The 18,092-nt window shown below is 44.1% G+C and carries 18 protein-coding genes; 4 read left to right on the forward strand and 14 right to left on the reverse strand.

Annotation, left to right across the window (positions count from 1 at the left end):
* Window positions 1-154: 154 nt before the first annotated feature.
* The 11 genes from LNN34_RS15100 to LNN34_RS15150 form a co-directional block, all read right to left on the reverse strand.
* Window positions 155-1,036: a helix-turn-helix transcriptional regulator gene (locus LNN34_RS15100; RefSeq protein WP_229043732.1), complete on the reverse strand. Its 882-nt coding sequence runs from the start codon at window positions 1,034-1,036 to the stop codon at window positions 155-157.
* 105 nt (window positions 1,037-1,141) lie between these two features.
* Window positions 1,142-2,461: an erythromycin esterase family protein gene (locus LNN34_RS15105; protein ID WP_416378575.1), complete on the reverse strand. Its 1,320-nt coding sequence runs from the start codon at window positions 2,459-2,461 to the stop codon at window positions 1,142-1,144.
* Between the two features lie 128 nt (window positions 2,462-2,589).
* Complete coding sequence (locus LNN34_RS15110) at window positions 2,590-2,865, reverse strand: hypothetical protein (RefSeq protein ID WP_059353028.1); 276 nt, start codon at window positions 2,863-2,865, stop codon at window positions 2,590-2,592.
* Window positions 2,866-2,922: 57 nt separating this feature from the next.
* A complete protein-coding gene (locus LNN34_RS15115) occupies window positions 2,923-3,714 on the reverse strand; it encodes a phosphatidylserine decarboxylase (RefSeq protein ID WP_044162115.1) in 792 nt (263 codons plus the stop codon).
* Window positions 3,707-4,195 carry a DedA family protein gene (locus tag LNN34_RS15120; protein WP_044162116.1) on the reverse strand — a complete coding sequence of 163 codons (489 nt, stop codon included), beginning with the start codon at window positions 4,193-4,195 and terminating at the stop codon, window positions 3,707-3,709. The genes LNN34_RS15115 and LNN34_RS15120 overlap by 8 nt, the downstream gene beginning before the upstream one ends.
* The gene (gene pssA / locus LNN34_RS15125) at window positions 4,186-4,719 is read right to left on the reverse strand and encodes a CDP-diacylglycerol--serine O-phosphatidyltransferase (RefSeq protein WP_044162117.1); all 534 of its coding nucleotides are present in this window, start codon (window positions 4,717-4,719) and stop codon (window positions 4,186-4,188) included. The genes LNN34_RS15120 and pssA overlap by 10 nt, the downstream gene beginning before the upstream one ends.
* Window positions 4,720-4,905: 186 nt before the next feature.
* Complete coding sequence (locus LNN34_RS15130) at window positions 4,906-5,802, reverse strand: alpha/beta fold hydrolase (RefSeq protein ID WP_229043734.1); 897 nt, start codon at window positions 5,800-5,802, stop codon at window positions 4,906-4,908.
* A 174-nt stretch (window positions 5,803-5,976) separates the two neighbouring features.
* Window positions 5,977-6,381, reverse strand: coding sequence for a DUF2606 family protein (locus tag LNN34_RS15135; protein WP_044162119.1), 405 nt, complete (start codon window positions 6,379-6,381; stop codon window positions 5,977-5,979).
* Window positions 6,344-7,282 (reverse strand): trypsin-like serine peptidase, encoded by a 939-nt coding sequence (locus LNN34_RS15140; RefSeq protein ID WP_059292057.1) that lies wholly within the window; start codon window positions 7,280-7,282, stop codon window positions 6,344-6,346. The genes LNN34_RS15135 and LNN34_RS15140 overlap by 38 nt, the downstream gene beginning before the upstream one ends.
* Window positions 7,283-7,432: 150 nt before the next feature.
* Entirely contained in the window at window positions 7,433-8,587 is a 1,155-nt protein-coding gene (gene purT / locus LNN34_RS15145) for a phosphoribosylglycinamide formyltransferase 2 (RefSeq protein WP_229043735.1), read from the reverse strand.
* 99 nt (window positions 8,588-8,686) lie between these two features.
* The gene (locus LNN34_RS15150) at window positions 8,687-9,745 is read right to left on the reverse strand and encodes an iron-containing alcohol dehydrogenase family protein (protein WP_215510901.1); all 1,059 of its coding nucleotides are present in this window, start codon (window positions 9,743-9,745) and stop codon (window positions 8,687-8,689) included.
* Window positions 9,746-10,269: 524 nt separating this feature from the next.
* On the opposite strand from LNN34_RS15150, the gene LNN34_RS15160 reads away from it, so the two are divergent.
* Together LNN34_RS15160 and LNN34_RS15165 are read left to right on the forward strand one after the other, a co-directional pair.
* Window positions 10,270-12,456 (forward strand): glycoside hydrolase domain-containing protein, encoded by a 2,187-nt coding sequence (locus tag LNN34_RS15160; RefSeq protein ID WP_229043736.1) that lies wholly within the window; start codon window positions 10,270-10,272, stop codon window positions 12,454-12,456.
* 66 nt (window positions 12,457-12,522) lie between these two features.
* On the forward strand, window positions 12,523-12,948 hold the full coding sequence (locus tag LNN34_RS15165) for a hypothetical protein (RefSeq protein ID WP_229043737.1): 426 nt from the start codon (window positions 12,523-12,525) through the stop codon (window positions 12,946-12,948).
* Window positions 12,949-12,974: 26 nt separating this feature from the next.
* Here LNN34_RS15165 and LNN34_RS15170 read toward each other — a convergent pair whose 3' ends face one another.
* From LNN34_RS15170 to LNN34_RS15180, 3 genes are all read right to left on the reverse strand, one after another.
* On the reverse strand, window positions 12,975-14,228 hold the full coding sequence (locus LNN34_RS15170; RefSeq protein ID WP_229043758.1) for an MFS transporter: 1,254 nt from the start codon (window positions 14,226-14,228) through the stop codon (window positions 12,975-12,977).
* Window positions 14,225-15,142, reverse strand: coding sequence for a bifunctional helix-turn-helix transcriptional regulator/GNAT family N-acetyltransferase (locus LNN34_RS15175; protein ID WP_101864806.1), 918 nt, complete (start codon window positions 15,140-15,142; stop codon window positions 14,225-14,227). The genes LNN34_RS15170 and LNN34_RS15175 overlap by 4 nt, the downstream gene beginning before the upstream one ends.
* Before the next feature lie 94 nt (window positions 15,143-15,236).
* The gene (locus LNN34_RS15180) at window positions 15,237-15,485 is read right to left on the reverse strand and encodes a YbeF family protein (protein WP_059292064.1); all 249 of its coding nucleotides are present in this window, start codon (window positions 15,483-15,485) and stop codon (window positions 15,237-15,239) included.
* A 285-nt stretch (window positions 15,486-15,770) separates the two neighbouring features.
* Between LNN34_RS15180 and glpT the strand changes: the two genes are divergently transcribed.
* Window positions 15,771-17,105 carry a glycerol-3-phosphate transporter gene (gene glpT / locus LNN34_RS15185; RefSeq protein ID WP_101864807.1) on the forward strand — a complete coding sequence of 445 codons (1,335 nt, stop codon included), beginning with the start codon at window positions 15,771-15,773 and terminating at the stop codon, window positions 17,103-17,105.
* A 98-nt stretch (window positions 17,106-17,203) separates the two neighbouring features.
* Window positions 17,204-18,085, forward strand: coding sequence for a glycerophosphodiester phosphodiesterase (locus tag LNN34_RS15190; protein ID WP_059292065.1), 882 nt, complete (start codon window positions 17,204-17,206; stop codon window positions 18,083-18,085).
* Window positions 18,086-18,092: the final 7 nt, after the last annotated feature.

The raw sequence follows: 18,092 nt of genomic DNA on the forward strand, positions 1-18,092 counted from the left end.
ACAGGAAAACATCTCAAAGATGAACACATCCGCCCAGACTGATAAAAATATCCAAACTCTTACAAACCCAGGAGGCGAGCGGGTTCGGGGAAAAACAATAGTATTTTCCATTCATTTACTAATAAAATCACATGTATTTTTCAGATAACTATACTTATAATTCTTCCTCAAACGATAAATTAACAGGCTCATCTAAAAGCTCTCCCGGCATTTCAAGATTTGTTGAAGGAACGCTCTCATCTACCTCTTCAAAAACAACATGATCCATCCACACTTGGCCTGGTCCCGATAACTGAACGCCGAATGAAATGACAGCACTATTTTCAGGAACATCCAAAACAACAGCGTAATGATTCCAATTGGTTGTTCCTGTAATTGGCCTGTTGCTCATATTATCAAATTGAAGAACATCTTCAGCCGCACTGTCAACCCGCATCCAAAGCGATGCGAAATGCTTTACGCCTTTAGTTTTGATAAAACATGATAGACGCAATCTTTTCCCGAGATAACGGTCCGCCTTAAATTGCTGCATCATCGTCGCAAATTCCCCGATGTCCTGCACCATTGTTGATTTTAAATACCCCGACGCCTTGCCCTGATGCACATTTTCTCGATCAACCCCTATTTCAAATTGAAATGGATGACTACCGCTTAATACCCAGCCCTTCATTTTTTTCTCCATCCAAGATTCCTCCTTTTTTGCAGTAAAACGTTTCATAAATGTTCGATATGCTCCCGGCGGCATGTGATACATTTTTTTAAATGCCCGAGTAAACGCCTCTTGAGATTCAAACTGATAATGCAAGGCAATGTCGATAATGCGAACATCTGTATAAAGCAAAGCTGCTGCTGCATTCGCAAGACGTCTTAAACGAATATAAGAAGCAACCGACATGCCAACTTCTTTTCGAAAAATCCGATGAAAATGAAATTTAGAAAAGCCTGAAACACTTACAATATCCTCGTGTGATATTTGTTCATGTAAATGTGATTCAATCCAATCGATTGTTTTCTGGACAGCTTTTTCATAATACATTCACGTTTCAATCTCCTTTCTGTTTTAGACTAATGGATCACAGCTTTCTTGTTTTGATTATTTTTGCGATATGTAAAAATCCCCTGTTACCACAGGGGACATCTCTCACTTGATAATGACTGATGGCGTGATATGCTCCAGCCAAATGACACCGTCATATTGTTCCTTCAGTATCATTTGCTCCTCTTTGAAACCCCAATACAGCGCTGTACGCGGCGTATACATCCAAGAAGTTCCTTTGCTTTTTTTGGTATGGAGAAAATCAACAAAGACCGATGGATGGTTCGCAGCTTTCAGCAAGTCTTCAAGACTTCCAGCCGGCGGCGGGCTTGTTACCGAATTAACGGTCTTATTATCGGAGCTATCCAGACTGGCTCCAGAGTAAGCATAGATTCCAATGGTATAGGTCTGTTTTTTCAGCCGCTCAGGCAAATAATCACCCATGTTAGGTCCGTTTAGCTGTACCCAGTCCTTTATCATTTTGGTATTCTGTTTGCGAAGATGGTAATTGTGACCCCAGACGATGATTTTCTTTTTTGGATAAAGCGTTTCCGCAACCCACTGAAATTGTTCAGCCATCATGCGGTCTCTCATAAAGAATGAAAAATCCTCCATATTCTCCGGATAATCCAATAGCTTTTCTTTCATTTCTTCCAGCATGTATGTTTCCATTACGTCAATTCTCAGTTGAAGGGAATGCACAAAGATCTCATAAGCTTTCGGCTCTTTCGGAAGGTGCGCTTTTAGCGTTGAAGAATGTGTGTCAGCGAACTTAATAAGCTCCCGGTAGTTTGTCACAAGCGCTTCTTTCTTTTGCGTAAATTCTTCCACCGTTTTGCTGTTTGACACTAAGCTGAAAAAATCATGTTCTGATTGGGAAAGCAGCTCGGCTTTTTCAGGGTCCACCGCCTTTATCCATTGATTCGCAGCACCGTCGAATGAATTCTTCAGGCTTTGAATATCAAATCCAGTGAGAATAAGCGGATCACCTTTCTCTTTTTGCTCTTTCATATAATCAAACAGTTCAACCACATCTTCTGTGTGCCATACGGGGTAAATGGATTGTTTCATCATGCTCTTCGGGGTTAATTGATCCATGTGAAGGTAGGATGCATTTGCTTCGGGAAATCCAGACTCAAAGGCCAGTACATCATATCCCAGTTCTTCGTGGAGGTATTTGATCATGCGGACCTTTGTTGCATTCATCTCACCTGAGCCATGTGTGGTTTCTCCTAACTGGACGATTCGTTTTCCTTTCAGCACTTTCTTCAGAAATCGATGATCTTTGTTTGAAGCATCGGAAAAATCCAGCAGATGGGCATTCCGTTCAATCCAGCGATCCCAATGTTTTTCTTCAGAAGCAGCACGGGCGGGCGCCGCAAAAGAAGAAAACGCCAGACATACGATCAGCAGCGGCAAAGTCATTTTTACTAACTTATGTTTCAATTCTATCTCTCCTTTTCTGCTAGGTTCTCTAGTAGTTACGAGATAGTTATAGAAAAAGTTTCCTTTTCAGTTATAAAAAAAAAGCTTCTGCTGATAGAAGCCGTTTTTTAAGAGCCTTTCATTGCCTGATGAAAATAAAACCGATACGTATTTCTCAAAAACGTTTCAATCGGGAGCTGCACATCCGATTGGTATTTGCTGATGATGAATGGAAACCGCTCCAATCCTTTTTGGCGCAAATCGTTCACTTGCTCTGCATCAGTTGCCGCCTCTTGCAGAACTGTTTCCACAATCGGCCAGCACGCTTCCTGCACCTTGTGAAGAGCCGCTCCATCTCCGGTTTGCTGGTAATGTGTGATCCAGCTGACGATTTGTTTTTCCATCACTCTCACCTTTCTTCAAAAAAAGAGGCGCCGCTTCCATTTGCGAGCTCCTCTTCTTTACTCTCCATAACCTATCAGTTGCCCGACTTGGACTTCTTGGCCTTCTGTTACACCAGCAGACGGCCGGAACGCGTCTTTTTCAAAGATCAAAATGACGGTTGAACCAAATGAAAAGTACCCCAGCTCCTCGCCGATCTTCAATTGATCACCTGTGCTGGTCTGCACGATTGAGTTAATATTCATCGCGCCGACAGGAATCATCAGCACGTTTCGATTGCCGCTATTCAACTCATAAACAACTCGATAATTTTTCGACAGTACATCTTTTCCGTATTTTAATCCTAACTGATTCACCGGGTATGAACGGTTTCCGAGTTCAGCCAGCTTTTGATATGTGCAGCTGATCGGGGAATGAAAACGGTGGTAATGCCGCGGGCTTAAGTACAGCACGACGAAATATCCACCGTTGTATTGATGATCAGCGCTTTTACAGCCGGTCAATTCAGCAAATGAGTAGTCTTTGCCCTTTACCGTAAAGGTTTGATTCGGGTTGATCGTCCCTATCGTCTGAACGACACCGTCAACGGGGCTGACCACAGCATGCGCCTCTTTTGAAACAGGGCGCCGCTCCAAATTAATATTCCGAATAAACAATTCCGAAAGCGAACCGTAATCAGCGGCCGTTCCGTCTACATCATTCCAGTTAATTTGAAAGTGTTTAGAGAAGAGCGGAATGACCGGCTTACTGAATTTCGATTCGCAAAATCCTTTGATCAGGCAGGATGATAATCGATGGTTCGTCAGTTCTATCAATGATCGGTACAGAATCTTTACAGCTGTATTAAACATGAATAACCCCTATAACCCTTCCGATTGTAATAAAAATAAAGCACCACAAAAAGGCGCCGATCGCTGCATACGCAATATACGTTTTCAGCTCCATTTTGCCGATTCCCGAAAAATAACACGTCACATGCCGGACGCCTGGAATAAAATAACCTAATATAAGAGAATACGGTCCGTATTTCTTCATCCATTTTTCTACTTTCAGCATTCTCTTTTCTTTCAAACCGACCCATTTGCCATACTTATCGATAAACGGACGCCCGGCCTTTCTGCCGATCATGTAGCTGATCATCATCCCTAACAGGGCTCCGACAAAGCTGATAAAAATGGCAAGTTCATAATTCAGCACATCAATATGCGTAAAATAACCGACGATTGTCATCATGACTTCGTCGGGTATCGGCAATCCAATAATTCCAAGAACAAGCATCAAAAAAATAGCGAGATAACCATAATCCGCTATCAGCTGCTGCACTAATTCCATCTTTCGGACTCCAGATTTTCTGCTGCGTGTTTTTTAAAATGAGGAAATTTCACTTTGCTCACCATTAAATAAGACAGCGCGCATGTGCCGAGCGCCAGCAAAATCGGGTTATTCACAAAGCATAAAATGACGAGACACATTGCCGCAAATGGAATCGGCATTCCGATAAACGTCGGAAGCTTGCTTTGTTCAACATTAAATTTAGAGAGCCGAAGCATTCCGCAAATACTGTAAGCCAGCGCGCATAGTATCCCGATAAACGGCAGGGCATATAAAGCGACACTGTAGGCGAGCATGGATGGCGCCACGCCAAATGTAACCAGATCGGCAAATGAATCCAGTTCTTTCCCCATATCAGATACAGCATTCAGCTTCCGCGCAGCCATTCCATCGAAGAAATCGAGAAACATGCCGGTAAAAATGAAAATCACTGCTGAATGGATGTTGTGAAATATTAAGGAATGAACCGCCAAAAGCCCGCAAATAAAGTTTCCTATCGTAATCATACTGGGTATATAATTCACAGTGTAACCAAACCTCCAATTGAAAAAACCTTATATCAACACGACGTTGTATATCGAATCAGCGTTACAGGAAAAATCTCTCTATTAAGCATGATAACATAGACTGCCAGAAAAAAAGCAGCACTCAAATTCTATTATTATACAACATTTGTTACCTTTTGAACAATGAATGCCAGTCTTTTCAATTTATGTGCAAATTTCATTTTCGCCTAAAAATGACAAAACACGTTCATTGACATAATCCGGCTGCTCCAGAGGTAACAGGTGTCCCGCGTTCTTAACCATTTCCGTCTGAATCCCCGTAACCAATACAGAAGCTCTTTCTAAAGCCATTTGCTGATGGTACATCACCTCATGCTCACCGAACATCACCAGCATCGGAACTGTGATCGACTTTAACTCCGCGTCTGTGAACACGTACGGGAAGCCATTTTCTCTCGGTGTCAGGCTTCTTTTCTCATCCTGCCACTTGACTCCAGCCTTGATCTGCTTTTGCAGCATGGGATGAAGCTGATAGCGGTCAGCTGTCAGCCACTTGATGTAAGCATCAGCCCCGCTCGGCTCACTAAGGCCTGCGGCATATTTATAGACATCCGGATGAAATGATATAAACGCTTCAGCAGGACTCATGACAACCGCCCGTTCCACTCTTTCAGGCATATCAAGCAGAAAGTTCACTGTATGAAGCCCTCCAAGGGAAAATCCGGCCAGATGTGCTGTCTCCAGTCCAAGCGAATCAAAAACATCTTTCAGCCAGTGAGCGCAATCAGCTCTCGTATCCAGAGAGGCTGATGGTATACTTTTATTTTTGTCTCCTATTATATCGACTGCATATGTACGATATTGACCGCTCCACTCGGCGATATTCGGATACCACATGACAGAGCTGAAGAGCCCCCCGTGAAGCAGTACAAGCGAAGGTGCGTCCTTTGGCCCACTTGCCATGATATGTGTTTTTCCGAAACGAGTAGAAACATAGAAAGCTTCCGAATCAATCGGCCACAAAGAAAGGCTTTCATCATAAGCCTGGTAAAAGCATGTACCGCCTTCAGCCGCGGCAAGCTGCATCAAATCCTGTTTCATCTTTTTCTTTTTCCTCCGACTTTCATTTATATATAGAGAAAGGAGACTGCCCTTTCTTGTAAGAAAAAATACCCATTCTTATTATCTCATATAACAATTTTCCAGTATATAGTTTGATCATATACGAAGATCAATAAAAAAAAGACGCTCTTCCTAAACTTGAAGGAAAACCGTCTACTCTTTAAAGACTAATGGAATAACCTTATCTTTTTTGTCCTTTGTTAATGACACTTGATGTGTCACAGACGTTTCATTCTTCGTTAAGGCAATGGAGTATTCGCCCTTTTTCCCGGTATCCCATGTGATGTCTCCGTTTTTGTCTGTCAAACCGAGAATCTCACCGATCTCTGTATTCGGCTCCTGATCTGATGCCGGCGCTTTGACAATCGTCACTTGAACGCCTTCCATCGGTAACCCGGCATCGTCTTCCACATGAAGGGTCACAGGGATCGTTGTTTCTTTCTGAGCAGAATCTGAATGCGCCTGAGAGCTGCATCCGCATAAAAACAAAATAGAAATGAAAACGGCCAGTTTGCCGTATTTATTGATTTGCCCAATATTGAATATTGTTGAATACATCATTCGTCACCCTTGTTCCCAAGTTATATGACGATCCTCCGTTGGTATGGATTGCAATGGCCGTCTGCCCCGTATCACTATAATTGCGGTAAACAGGCGAGCCGCTTTGGCAGCCGTACGTATCAGTTGTATAGGTCAGCTTATACGTTTCCGCAGAGCGAATCGGCTTTGTATCAGACCACATGGTGCCGAAAGTCTTGTCACACGGATATCCTGTAACTGATGTAGAGAGGCCGACGGGGCTGCTGCTGTTTGTTGTTCTATAGCCATACCAGCCAACCGTGTTGCCAGGAGAACCATTTAGTTTAATTGCACCGTAATCATAATTGGTATCTTTGCTTTCCGTCCATCCTTTAACGGAGTAAAACATCGTGCCGGAATAAGTGCCGTATGGATACGATGAACCATTGCGGCCCGGCGCAGCAGTTATCGAAGAAGCCCACCCGTGATCCTGGCTGTACACACAATGTCCGGCCGTTACCACAGTATTCGGGTTCACTAAAAAGCCTGTGCACCCATAAGTGCTTGAGGTATTGGGATATTTGATTGAAAGCTGAACCGTTGCTCTGTAAGGAAATGACGTAGTGCCTGAAATTCTGACGCGTTCATCAGATCCAATTACACTTGAAGGCTTTAAGGATTTAATGTTTTTTTCTGATTCTATAAGCTCGTGTAATGTTTTGCTTGTTTTTCCGGTTCCTTCATAAGGATCAGAAACCAATTCCGCTTTCGATGTCTGGTTATTGCTGACTTCAGCTTCCTTTCCCGTATTGGAGACAGAGGTTTGCGGGTTCTCCGCCGCTTCTGCCGGCGTTCCGAAAGATACCGCCGCTGCCGTTGCCAAACACAAAATCGTAAACCCTGCAAAGCATTTTTTTCTGAATCTTGAGACTACTCTCATTTTAGTCATCCCCCTCCTTTTGTGTCAACCAGCCATTTCATTGGAAGACTTTTACATTATAATCAAGAATTTGATTCTTATGATACAATTTTTGGCGGTGATGAAAAAAAAACGGGCCATGTATCAAGACAAGGCCCGTCTGTTTCATGTTTATTGAATCGATAGTTGATCCAGCGCTTTCTTCGCGTTCTCTCGCGCTTTTCCAATAGTGTCAGCCGCAGAAAGCGCAACCGCCATACGGCGTCCGACCTTCGTTATCGGCTTTCCAAACACGCGCACTTGTGTCTTTGGCACTGCCAGCGCGTTTTCCAAACCTTCAACAGTGTAATCCGCTGACTCTTCCGGTGCTTTGAGGGGCCGGCTGGCGCCTGAAGATAGCTGTGTGATTTCTGTAATCGGAAAGCCGAGTATCGCCCGGACATGCAGCGCGAATTCCGACAAATTTTGCGTCACCAGCGTCACAAGACCTGTATCATGCGGTCGAGGAGACACCTCACTGAAATACACCTTGTCTTTCGCAAGGAAAAGCTCAACACCAAACAGACCGTACCCGCCAAGCTCATCCGTAATGGCTTTCGCAATATGCTTCGCCTCTTCAATTTGCTGCTCTGTCATATGATGAGGCTGCCATGATTCGATATAGTCTCCATCCTTTTGCTCATGGCCGATCGGCGCACAAAATACCGTACCGTTCACTGCACGCACAGTTAAGAGTGTAATCTCTGATTCAAACGGGATAAATTCCTCGACGATCACGCGTCCGTTCTTCACTCGTCCGCCTTCCATCGCCGTCTCCCAGCAGCTCTCCAAATCCGCTTCAGAGCGGCATACGCTTTGGCCTTTTCCTGAGGAACTCATCAACGGTTTGACGACACAAGGAAAGCCGATATGAGCTGCCGCCTGTACAAATTCTTCATATGTATTCGCAAATTCATAGCCTGCCGTCGCAAGCCCGAGCGTTTCTGCTGCAAGCCGCCTGATGCCTTCCCGATCCATCGTCAGCTTTGCTGCACGCGCATTTGGGACAACGTGAAATCCTTCCTCTTCAAGCTTCAGCAATTCATCCGTCGCGATTGCCTCAACCTCAGGCACAATCAAATCAGGTTTTTCTTTCTCAATAATGTGTCTGATCTGCTCACGATCCAGCATGTCAGTGACATAGCTTTTATGCGCCACCTGCATCGCCGGAGCATGCTCGTAGCTGTCTACCGCCACCGTCTCTACCCCGAGACGCTGGGCTTCAATCACAACCTCTTTCCCCAGTTCACCTGAGCCTAACAACAAAACCTTCTTTGATTGATACATCTTTGCCCCTCCTATCTGTTCAAAAACCATTATAACTGAAATATTCAAAAAATAAATTTCGCAATAAAAAAGCTAAAATAAGAAAACCCTTATTTTAGCCTATGATTCCAATACATTAATTGCCGCCACAACATCCGCTTCACAAAAAGAACCCATCAAACATAACGATTCTTCCGGCTTGCACGCATGAGCCGCAATGACTTTCTTCGCTTGCTCTTGATCCTTATGGATGCCTAAATCACTCAGTTTCACTGGGAAGCCAAGCTGCTGATAAAACGGAATCAGCTCTTCAATTTCCTGATTTCTCTTCTCAAGCGCAAGCTGAATCAGTATGCCGTACGCCACCTTTTGTCCATGCAGTACATGATGGGTTTCCGGGATAAAACTCAGACCGTTGTGAACCGCATGGGCACCCGCCATCCTGCCGAAGCGTCCGGCATAACCGCCTACAGTTCCTGCCAATGTAATAATGGTTTCTGCTACAGCTGTGAAAGAAGCCGAGGCTTCCTCTCTCTCAAGGCTTTCAACAGCCTTAAGGCTTTCCTGCAGCAAAAGATCACGAATATAGACAGACTGCCTAAGCCCTGCTTCGACCATTAATGAAACAGGCTCCTTCGTATTTCTGATAATGGCTTCCGCTTCATACCACTTCGCAAGCGTGTCGCCAATTCCGCTTTTGACATATTCGATAGGAGAAGAAAGCAGCAATAACGGATCAACGAGTGTCAAATAGCTGGAACGTTTATGATAATCGACTCGGATAAAGTTGCCTTCTTGATCATAGATCACGCTCAGCGGCGTGCTTGCCGCGCAAGTTCCAGGGATTGTCGGAACAGTTATGACTTCGATATCCATATGATCTGCAACAGCTTTTGCCGTGTCTAACACTGTTCCGCCGCCAATCCCGATAATGAGATCAGCAGATGCCGCTTGTTCCGCAATCTCCCTTATTGCTTCAGGCGAGCTGTACCCTTTATGCTGAATCACTCTCCACTCTGGCGGAATCGCAGCATACGTTTGAAACGCCTCATACGACTTGATGCCCGTTACAACAACAGGATGCTTCCATTCCTTCACAAATGCCGGCAGCTCTTTTACAATTCCTTGTTTGCATATGTATTGATTCGGACCGCTTCGGACAATATCTTCTGGCTGCATCTCTCATCTCACCTCCATTTTTTCATCAATCATCTCACTCTCCTTCAAATGGTGTCAATCCGCTTTCCCCGCAAACCACCCGCCAATGGCATAAGCGCTGAAAAATGGAGTAACCCCTGTAATCCTGCCTCATAAAGCGGTTCCTTTGCTATGCGGGAACTGGATGAGTACTGACGCCTATTGAATCCTCAAATGTCTCCCAATCCTCCCTGAGAAATGCCATTGGCTAATGGCGAAACATAAGTTTAGTAGCAGGTAATGAAAACCATCTGCTTTCTCCTTTTAGCGCTTATAATTACATGATGCCGATTATCACAATCATCTCTTCTATCTTGATTCTGCAGGAAAAAATGACACGGATTGCTCTTCTGGAGGGGCGCTTACACTAGGACTCTACTTTTCAGAGCTGAAAGCGAAATGGAAAGAGGAACGGGTTTTAAAGATGCCGTATTGGCATCCTTTTTTAAACTCGTCCTACGTTTGCCACCTATAAATGAACGCGATCTAAAGAAGGAGGAATCGAAATGGATGAAATGGTTTTAATCACACAGCAGTGGCTGAATGAGACGTACAGGGGCAAACATGGGTATAACCCAGTAGAAGAAAGCGGGAAAACTGGGTGGGATACGATCTACGGTCTGACTCGGGCGCTTCAAATTGAACTAGGTATCTCAGAGCCAGCTGATAACTTCGGGCCGACAACACAGCGCTTATTTAAGCCTCTTAAACGCCAAGCTCCAGATTCAAAACCAAGCAACATGAATTTTATTTTACAGGGGGCTTTATGGTGCAAAGGCTTTAATCCCGGCGGTTTTACAGGCGTCTTTTACGAAAAAACAGAAAATGCGGTGAAGGAGTTTCAGAAAGCTGCAGGACTGACAACTCAGGACGGAATTGTCACCACCTTGATTATGAAAGCCTTATTGGACATGAGCGCTTTTAAGCTAGTGTCTGGGGGCGATTCAAGGATCCGTCAGATTCAACAAAACTTAAACCGGGACTACAATGACTATATCGGTTTAATGCCTTGTGACGGACTGTATGCCCGCGATACCAACAAGGCCCTTATTTATGCTTTGCAAAAAGAAGAAGGTATGAGCACAAGTGTCGCCAATGGATTTTTCGGAAACGGCACAACAAGCTTATGCCCTACTTTAACTCCCGGTGATTCAAGAACAGGCTTTATTTTAATTGTTCAGTACGCCCTTTATTGCAACGGAAAATCATTCGACCCTGGTGAGTTTGACGGCAAATATGGCGTCGGTGTTGTTTCAGCCGTTAAAGCATTTCAAAAGTTCATGTGCCTGCCGCAAACAGGTTATGCAGATATGCCGACCATTAAAGCTTTATTATCAAGCTCAGGAGACACAACACGCGCCGCTTCAGCTTGTGATACCGCTACGATTATAACTGCAGAAAAAGCTCAAACACTGCGGAATAACGGTTATAAAACAGTTGGCAGATATTTGACCGGAAATGTGCGGACAAGCAATGGGCTCACATCAAAAGCCCTGACGTCTGAAGAACTTGCAGTTATTTTTGATGCCGGATTAAAGGTCTTTCCGATTTATCAAGACGGCGGCTATCAATCTTCTTATTTTGTAAAAGACCAAGGCACAAGAGATGCGTACAGTGCTGCTTCAGCGGCTCGAAGATTAGGTTTCCCGTCAGGCACGACCATTTATTTTGCTGTCGATTTTGATGCCTACGATTATGAAGTAACAGATAAGATTATTCCTTATTTCCAGGAAATCAAGTCAGCTTTTGCGAAAATGCAGACATTTTCTACTGCGCCTAAATACGAAATAGGCGTATACGGACCAAGAAATATTTGTATCCGAACCCAAGAAGCAGGACTCACAAAGTATAGTTTTGTGGCAAATATGTCAACTGGCTTCAGCGGCAATCTCGGCTATCCGATGCCAAATAACTGGGCCTTTGATCAATTTTATGAAGGAACAATCGGAAGCGGTTCTGGAAGCATCGGGATTGATAAAGACGGCTTTTCAGGAAAAGACTCTGGAGTAAGCCATGTAAATCCACCGTCTGATCCGGTATATGATGCAAGACTGCGTACACTGACAGACATTTTATCTACCATTCCAGCTTTAGAAAATCTATCAGGTCTCGCAAACGCGATGTTTGAATTTGATACGACAGAAACCATTTTCACATCACCAGAGTTGGATATTATTCTATCCACATCACTTCTGGCAACCATACCAAGTGAAGGCTCACCAAACACAATTACCATTACAAATGGTAAACCAGGTGCCTATATCACGGGTTTATTGGGCGATACCCAAACGTCTCTCACTGCGTCACAAATTGATTCTTATCAAAACCTTTTAAACAGTCTCAGCTTGTCAGTACGTAATGGATTTTTAGAAATTTATGTGAACCCGACAGCTCAATCATTAAATATTCAATTTAAAATCTATACGCCTGATATTCCAGTAGGTGACAGTGCTACAACTGGACTTACGACTACGATTACGTTTAAAATAAAACAGAAGCACTTTAGATTACCAGATACTGAGGAAGTATACTCACCAGATTGGGAATCTATTCTTTCTCATATAACATTTGGAGCAGCTGCTGTATTAGGAGTTGCTGTCTTGATAACAGCTATACCTGAAACCTTAGCAGTAGGAGGAGCCGTAGCTTTTATAAGTGCGTTTTTAGCTTTATTCCCTTCTGCAAATAAATAATATATCAGCACTACATGGGTCTATATCATTTCTCATGTAGTGCTTTACTTTTAAGGAGGATACTGGATGACACTAAATCAACAAACATTTAAAGAAACTGTAAAAACAGCCGAAACAATTACACAGTACAAGGAAAATGATAAAGAAATCTTGGCTTTTCTAAACAAACAGGATTCTATCATGCTGAATCAGCTAAAAGTATTATTTAGCGAGCCCCAGCTGACTCTTATACATAGTATAAAAACAGTAATCTACGGCACATTAGTAACTCTATTTTTATATTTTACAACGAATGAATTACCACGTGAATGGAGTTTATTTGCCAGACTATTTTTTGTTATTGTCGGTTTTATTTGGCTAGCCTCTTGTTTTAAAAACGCAAAAGCCATTCAAATCTCCCAAAACTTCAAACAAAAAGCCGAAAACACCCGCATTGTCGGTATGATCGACTTCGCATTAGAACAAAAATACAAAAAAAGCATCTCTGAATAATCCTCTCCAGAGATGCTTTTTCTCACTTACACCTTCTCCATCACAGCCGCACTGTCACGATTCATCGCCGCAGGCTCCCTCAGCATCACGTTCATCACGCTTGCAAGCACAAGCATTCCAATCGATAAATAAAAAGCCAGCGTATACTCACCTGTTACGGTATAAATGACGCCGGGCACATATGCTCCGAGGGCAGAGCCGATCTGATGGGCAAGTGACAGCCAGCCGATCATGAGGCCGATCGAGTAATTTTGAAAGTACTGGGTGGCAAGCATTTGCGTCGGCGCTACCGTTGCAAAGTCCACTAATCCAAACAGAACCGCAAAGCCTAAAAGCAGGTAGGGTTCGTGGCTGTAAATCAGAATCACAATCGACAGCGCGCGCACCGCATATAAAAAACAGAGGATTTTCCGGCTGCTCCACCGATCCGCTATGATTCCGGACAGTAAGATACCAGCGATATTAAAACCGGCCAGCAGACTGACAGCGGCGCTCGTAACAGTCGTAGAAAAACCGTGATCATGAGAAAAGGGAATCAAATGGGTATCCATCAGCCCGACGGTCGTAAAGCCGCAGATTAAAAACGGAAGGACCAACAGCCAAAACTGTCTCATACGAAACATCGCGGTTACTGAGCCTGCTTTGGTTTTTGATCCTGATTCTGACTCCTCCTCAGCAGCCCCGCCGATCGGCTCTTCATTTTTTTCTGAAGGATGATTTCGCAGCAATAAAAGGGCTGCCGGAAGGACAACGACCATTAACAGCAACCCCAATACCACAACCGTCAGCTTCCAGCTAAACCAATGGATCAGCATAAGCGAGCCGGGAACCAGCAGCATTTGTCCCGCTCCAAAGCCCGCTTCCATGATCCCAAAGGCAAGGCCGCGCTTTTTGCTGAACCAATTCACCACCAGCACACTTGTTGCTACATTCGACGCTCCGCCAACTCCGAGTGACACCCCCAACCCGTAAAGCAGAAAAAGCTGCCACGGTGAAGTGATAAAACATGTCGAGAAAATGCTGATCCCGGTCAGTAACGTGCTCCATGATAAAACCGCCCGTGCGCCCCATCTGTCCACAAGCCGCCCGATCACAGGCTGGGATATCCCGTAAACGATAAAGCTCAGCGTTGAAATCAGCGAGATGGTGCCCCTATCCAGCGAAAACTCCCGCTCCCAAGGCTCGACAAACGCACCAAACGACAGGCGCACACCTTGTACGGCCAATAAAATCAAAAAGGTGATAAAAACGATGATCCAAGCATAGTGGAGTCTTTTCATGACAGCTCTAAATCCCATCGTTCTTCTGTCAGATGCTGTCCCCATAATGGCGTTTCTTCTTTCACTTCACTCAGTCTGAATCCAAATTTCTCGTAAAGCGGACGGGCTTCAGCCATACTGCTCACTGTCCAAAGAAAAATCCGTTCAAACTTCATCTCTCTGCTATATGTAACGAGATGCTCAAGCAGTTGCGTGCCCAGCCCTCTGCCTCGAAACGCGGCATCAACCAAGAACCATCTCAGCTGCACCGTCTTTTTATCTTGTTTGACCAATCCCACACAGCCTGCAAATTTTCCGCCGCTTTCCGCGATCCATATCTTTTCAATTTCCGCGTCAAATGTCTCATGGAGATAAGCTGAAAATGTATCATCCCAGCCATGAGTCTCTGCATAAAATTGCCTTTGCTTTTCAATGAGAAGGTGAATATCATCCGAAAGATAATAATCTCTTACTGAAATGCCTGATGACCTGGATGAGAGCGACTGTGACAATATGGCTTCAATCTCCTCCATAGCCGTCGCAAGCTTGTGCTGCTCTTCCTCATCGATTTCCTTCAGCATCAGCTCAACCTGTTCATTTGCTTTCTTCTCAAGCTTTTTATAAATGGCTTCCCCCGTTTCCGTCACATATATATAATGATGGCGGGCATCGGCTTTGCTCTTCTCTTTATAAATCAAATCTTCTTTTTCAAACTGTTTCAGCATCCTGCTGACATATCCCCGGTCAAGCCCCAGCTTATCCTGAAGATCTTTCGCCGTACAATTTGGCGTATTGTAAATCTCAAATAAAATCCGTGTCTCCGTTAAGGAAAACGGGCTGTCATAAATGTGTTCGTTAAGGAAGCCAAGAACATTCGTGTAAAACCGATTGAACTTTCTGAATTTTAAGCCTGTTGCTGATTCATTGGTTTTCAAACTTCTCCCCACTTTCTGATATCGTTGATTAAAGCAATTATAATCATATATAGTTGCCATAGTCAACGATATATCAAAAAAGCGGGACGAGATTTCATTTTCCAGATGCCTTCCTCTTTCTCAGCACCATCAATGTAATATACGATAAAATCAGCGAAAACAAGCTATAGACAACGACCCATCCCAAAAAAGATTGATTGAAAACCGTAAACGTAAGCACGAGAGAAATGATCAAACTAACTAACGGCATCATATATACATTTTTACAAACATAAGTCCCGGCGACCGATAACACAATAATTGCTAACGGTAAAATGCCGAATGCGATATCTAATTTATCCACCTGCAACAGCCTCCCCCCCCAGATTTTTATGTTACTTGTAAAAAAACATAACTACCAAAAGGATAACATTTACTTTTTTACACAATTTAAAATTACCCGTTTACATTCACTCCAGACTATGATAATTTAAGAAAGCGCTATCATTATAAGTTAATAGCTTGGATGGAGATGAGGAGAGCCAGGAATTCCACCCCTTTTAATAAGGGGGTGTTTTCTGGCTCTTTTTGTTTTTCAGAAAGGAGGGCACGCCACACATCCAACACAAACAGCAAAGGGGATGATTTGATGTTTCATTTATTTAAACCGGCTCCGCACATTGAGAGACTGGATGATTCAAAGACGGATGCGGCTTATAAGCGGCTCAGGCTGCAAGTATTCTTAGGTATTTTTATCGGCTATGCAGGCTATTACCTGCTGCGGAAAAACTTTGCTTTTGCCATTCCTTATCTGCAGGAACAAGGGTTTTCAAAAACCGAGCTTGGATTGGTGCTGGCCGCCGTATCCATTGCGTACGGCTTTAGCAAATTTATTATGGGCATGGTGTCCGACCGCTGTAATCCGAGGTATTTTCTCGCGACAGGCTTATTTCTATCTGCAATTGTAAATATTCTTTTTGTTTCTATGCCCTGGGTAACTTCGAGCGTCACCATCATGTTTATTTTTATGTTTATCAATGGATGGTTCCAAGGAATGGGCTGGCCTCCATGCGGCAGAACGATGGCCCATTGGTTTTCTATTAGTGAACGCGGCACGAAGATGTCGATTTGGAATGTCGCTCACAACATTGGCGGCGGGATCCTGGCTCCGCTTGTCACTCTTGGAATTGCGATGTTTGTCACTTGGAAAAGCGTGTTTTTCTTCCCTGCCATTATTGCGATTCTGATTTCATTTTTAATTGTCCTTTTGGTGCGGGATACCCCTCAATCTTGCGGGCTTCCGCCAATTGAAGAGTACCGGAACGACTATCCAACAAACGCTTTCAAAGATCAAGAAAAAGAATTAACGACAAAAGAAATCCTTTTTCAATATGTACTTAATAATAAGTTTCTTTGGTACATCGCATTTGCAAACGTATTTGTTTACTTTGTGCGATACGGCGTAGTGGACTGGGCGCCTACTTACTTAACAGAAGCCAAAGGGTTCTCCCCTGAAGACTCCCGGTGGTCGTATTTCCTTTACGAATACGCCGGCATACCGGGAACGATCCTGTGCGGCTGGATCAGCGACCGCTTCTTTAAGAGCCGCCGCGCACCGGCAGGCGTTCTGTTTATGGCAGGTGTTTTCATTGCCGTATTGGTGTACTGGCTGAATCCGGCCGGCCATCCGCTGGTAGACAACATCGCTCTGATCAGCATTGGCTTCTTAATCTATGGACCTGTGATGCTCATCGGCCTGCAAGCCATTGATCTTGCTCCGAAAAAAGCAGCCGGAACTGCAGCTGGTTTGACCGGGTTTTTCGGATACATCGGCGGGTCTGCTTTCGCAAACGCGATTATGGGATTTGTCGTTGACCGATTTGATTGGAACGGCGGCTTCATCATGCTGATCTCATCTTGTATACTGGCCATCGTGTTCTTGGCTTTGACATGGAATACGGGAAAACGGGCGGAGCATGTTTAAGAAAAGATTATAAAAGATTAATATTTTTCCAACATGCCATTTACATCTGTTTTCTAACATAAAAGCTGTTACTGCTTGTTCATAAGGAGGAAGAAAAGATGAGAAAAAATAGATTACTAGCTTTGGTTCTGCTATCTTTTGGTTTGCTGTCGTTTATGGTTACACCAGTTTCAGCAGCCTCAAAAGGAAACCTGCTGTCTCCTGACCGTATCCTGACAGTCGCGCACAGAGGGGCTTCCGGATATGTGCCTGAGCACACGATCCTGTCTTACGAAACCGCTCAGAAAATGAAAGCCGATTATATTGAGTTGGATTTACAGATGACAAAAGACGGGCAACTCATTGTTATGCACGATGAAAAACTGGACCGCACCACAAACGGCACGGGCTGGGTGAAGGATCATACGCTCGCGGAGATTAAGAAACTTGATGCTGGCTCTTGGTTTAATGAAGCTTACCCGGCAAAAGCGAAGCCGCAGTACGCCGGCCTTAAAGTTCCTACATTAGAAGAGGTATTAAACCGTTTTGGCAAACATGCGAACTATTACATTGAAACAAAATCGCCTGACACCTATCCAGGCATGGAGGAAAAACTGATCGCTTCCTTACAGAAGCATAAACTGCTAAGCAAGCATTCAAAGCGCGGCCAAGTGATCATCCAATCGTTCAGCAAAGAAAGCCTGTTAAAAATTCATCAATTACAGCCTAACCTGCCGACTGTTCAATTGATGGAAGCAAAGCAAATAGCTTCAATGACAGATGCTGATTTGGAAGAAATCAAAACCTACGCTGTCGGCGCAGGTCCGGATTATAAAGCGTTGAATGCAGAAAATGTCCGCATGATCCGCAGCCACGGTCTGCTTTTGCATCCTTACACAGTCAATACAGAATCAGATATGCGCCGCCTGCTGGACTGGGGAGTGACAGGAGTGTTCACCAACTATCCTGACCTTTTCCACAAAGTAAAAAAGGGTTATTAAAAGAAAA

The organism is Bacillus sp. AF23, assembly GCF_020861455.1.
GTDB lineage: Bacteria > Bacillota > Bacilli > Bacillales > Bacillaceae > Bacillus > Bacillus halotolerans.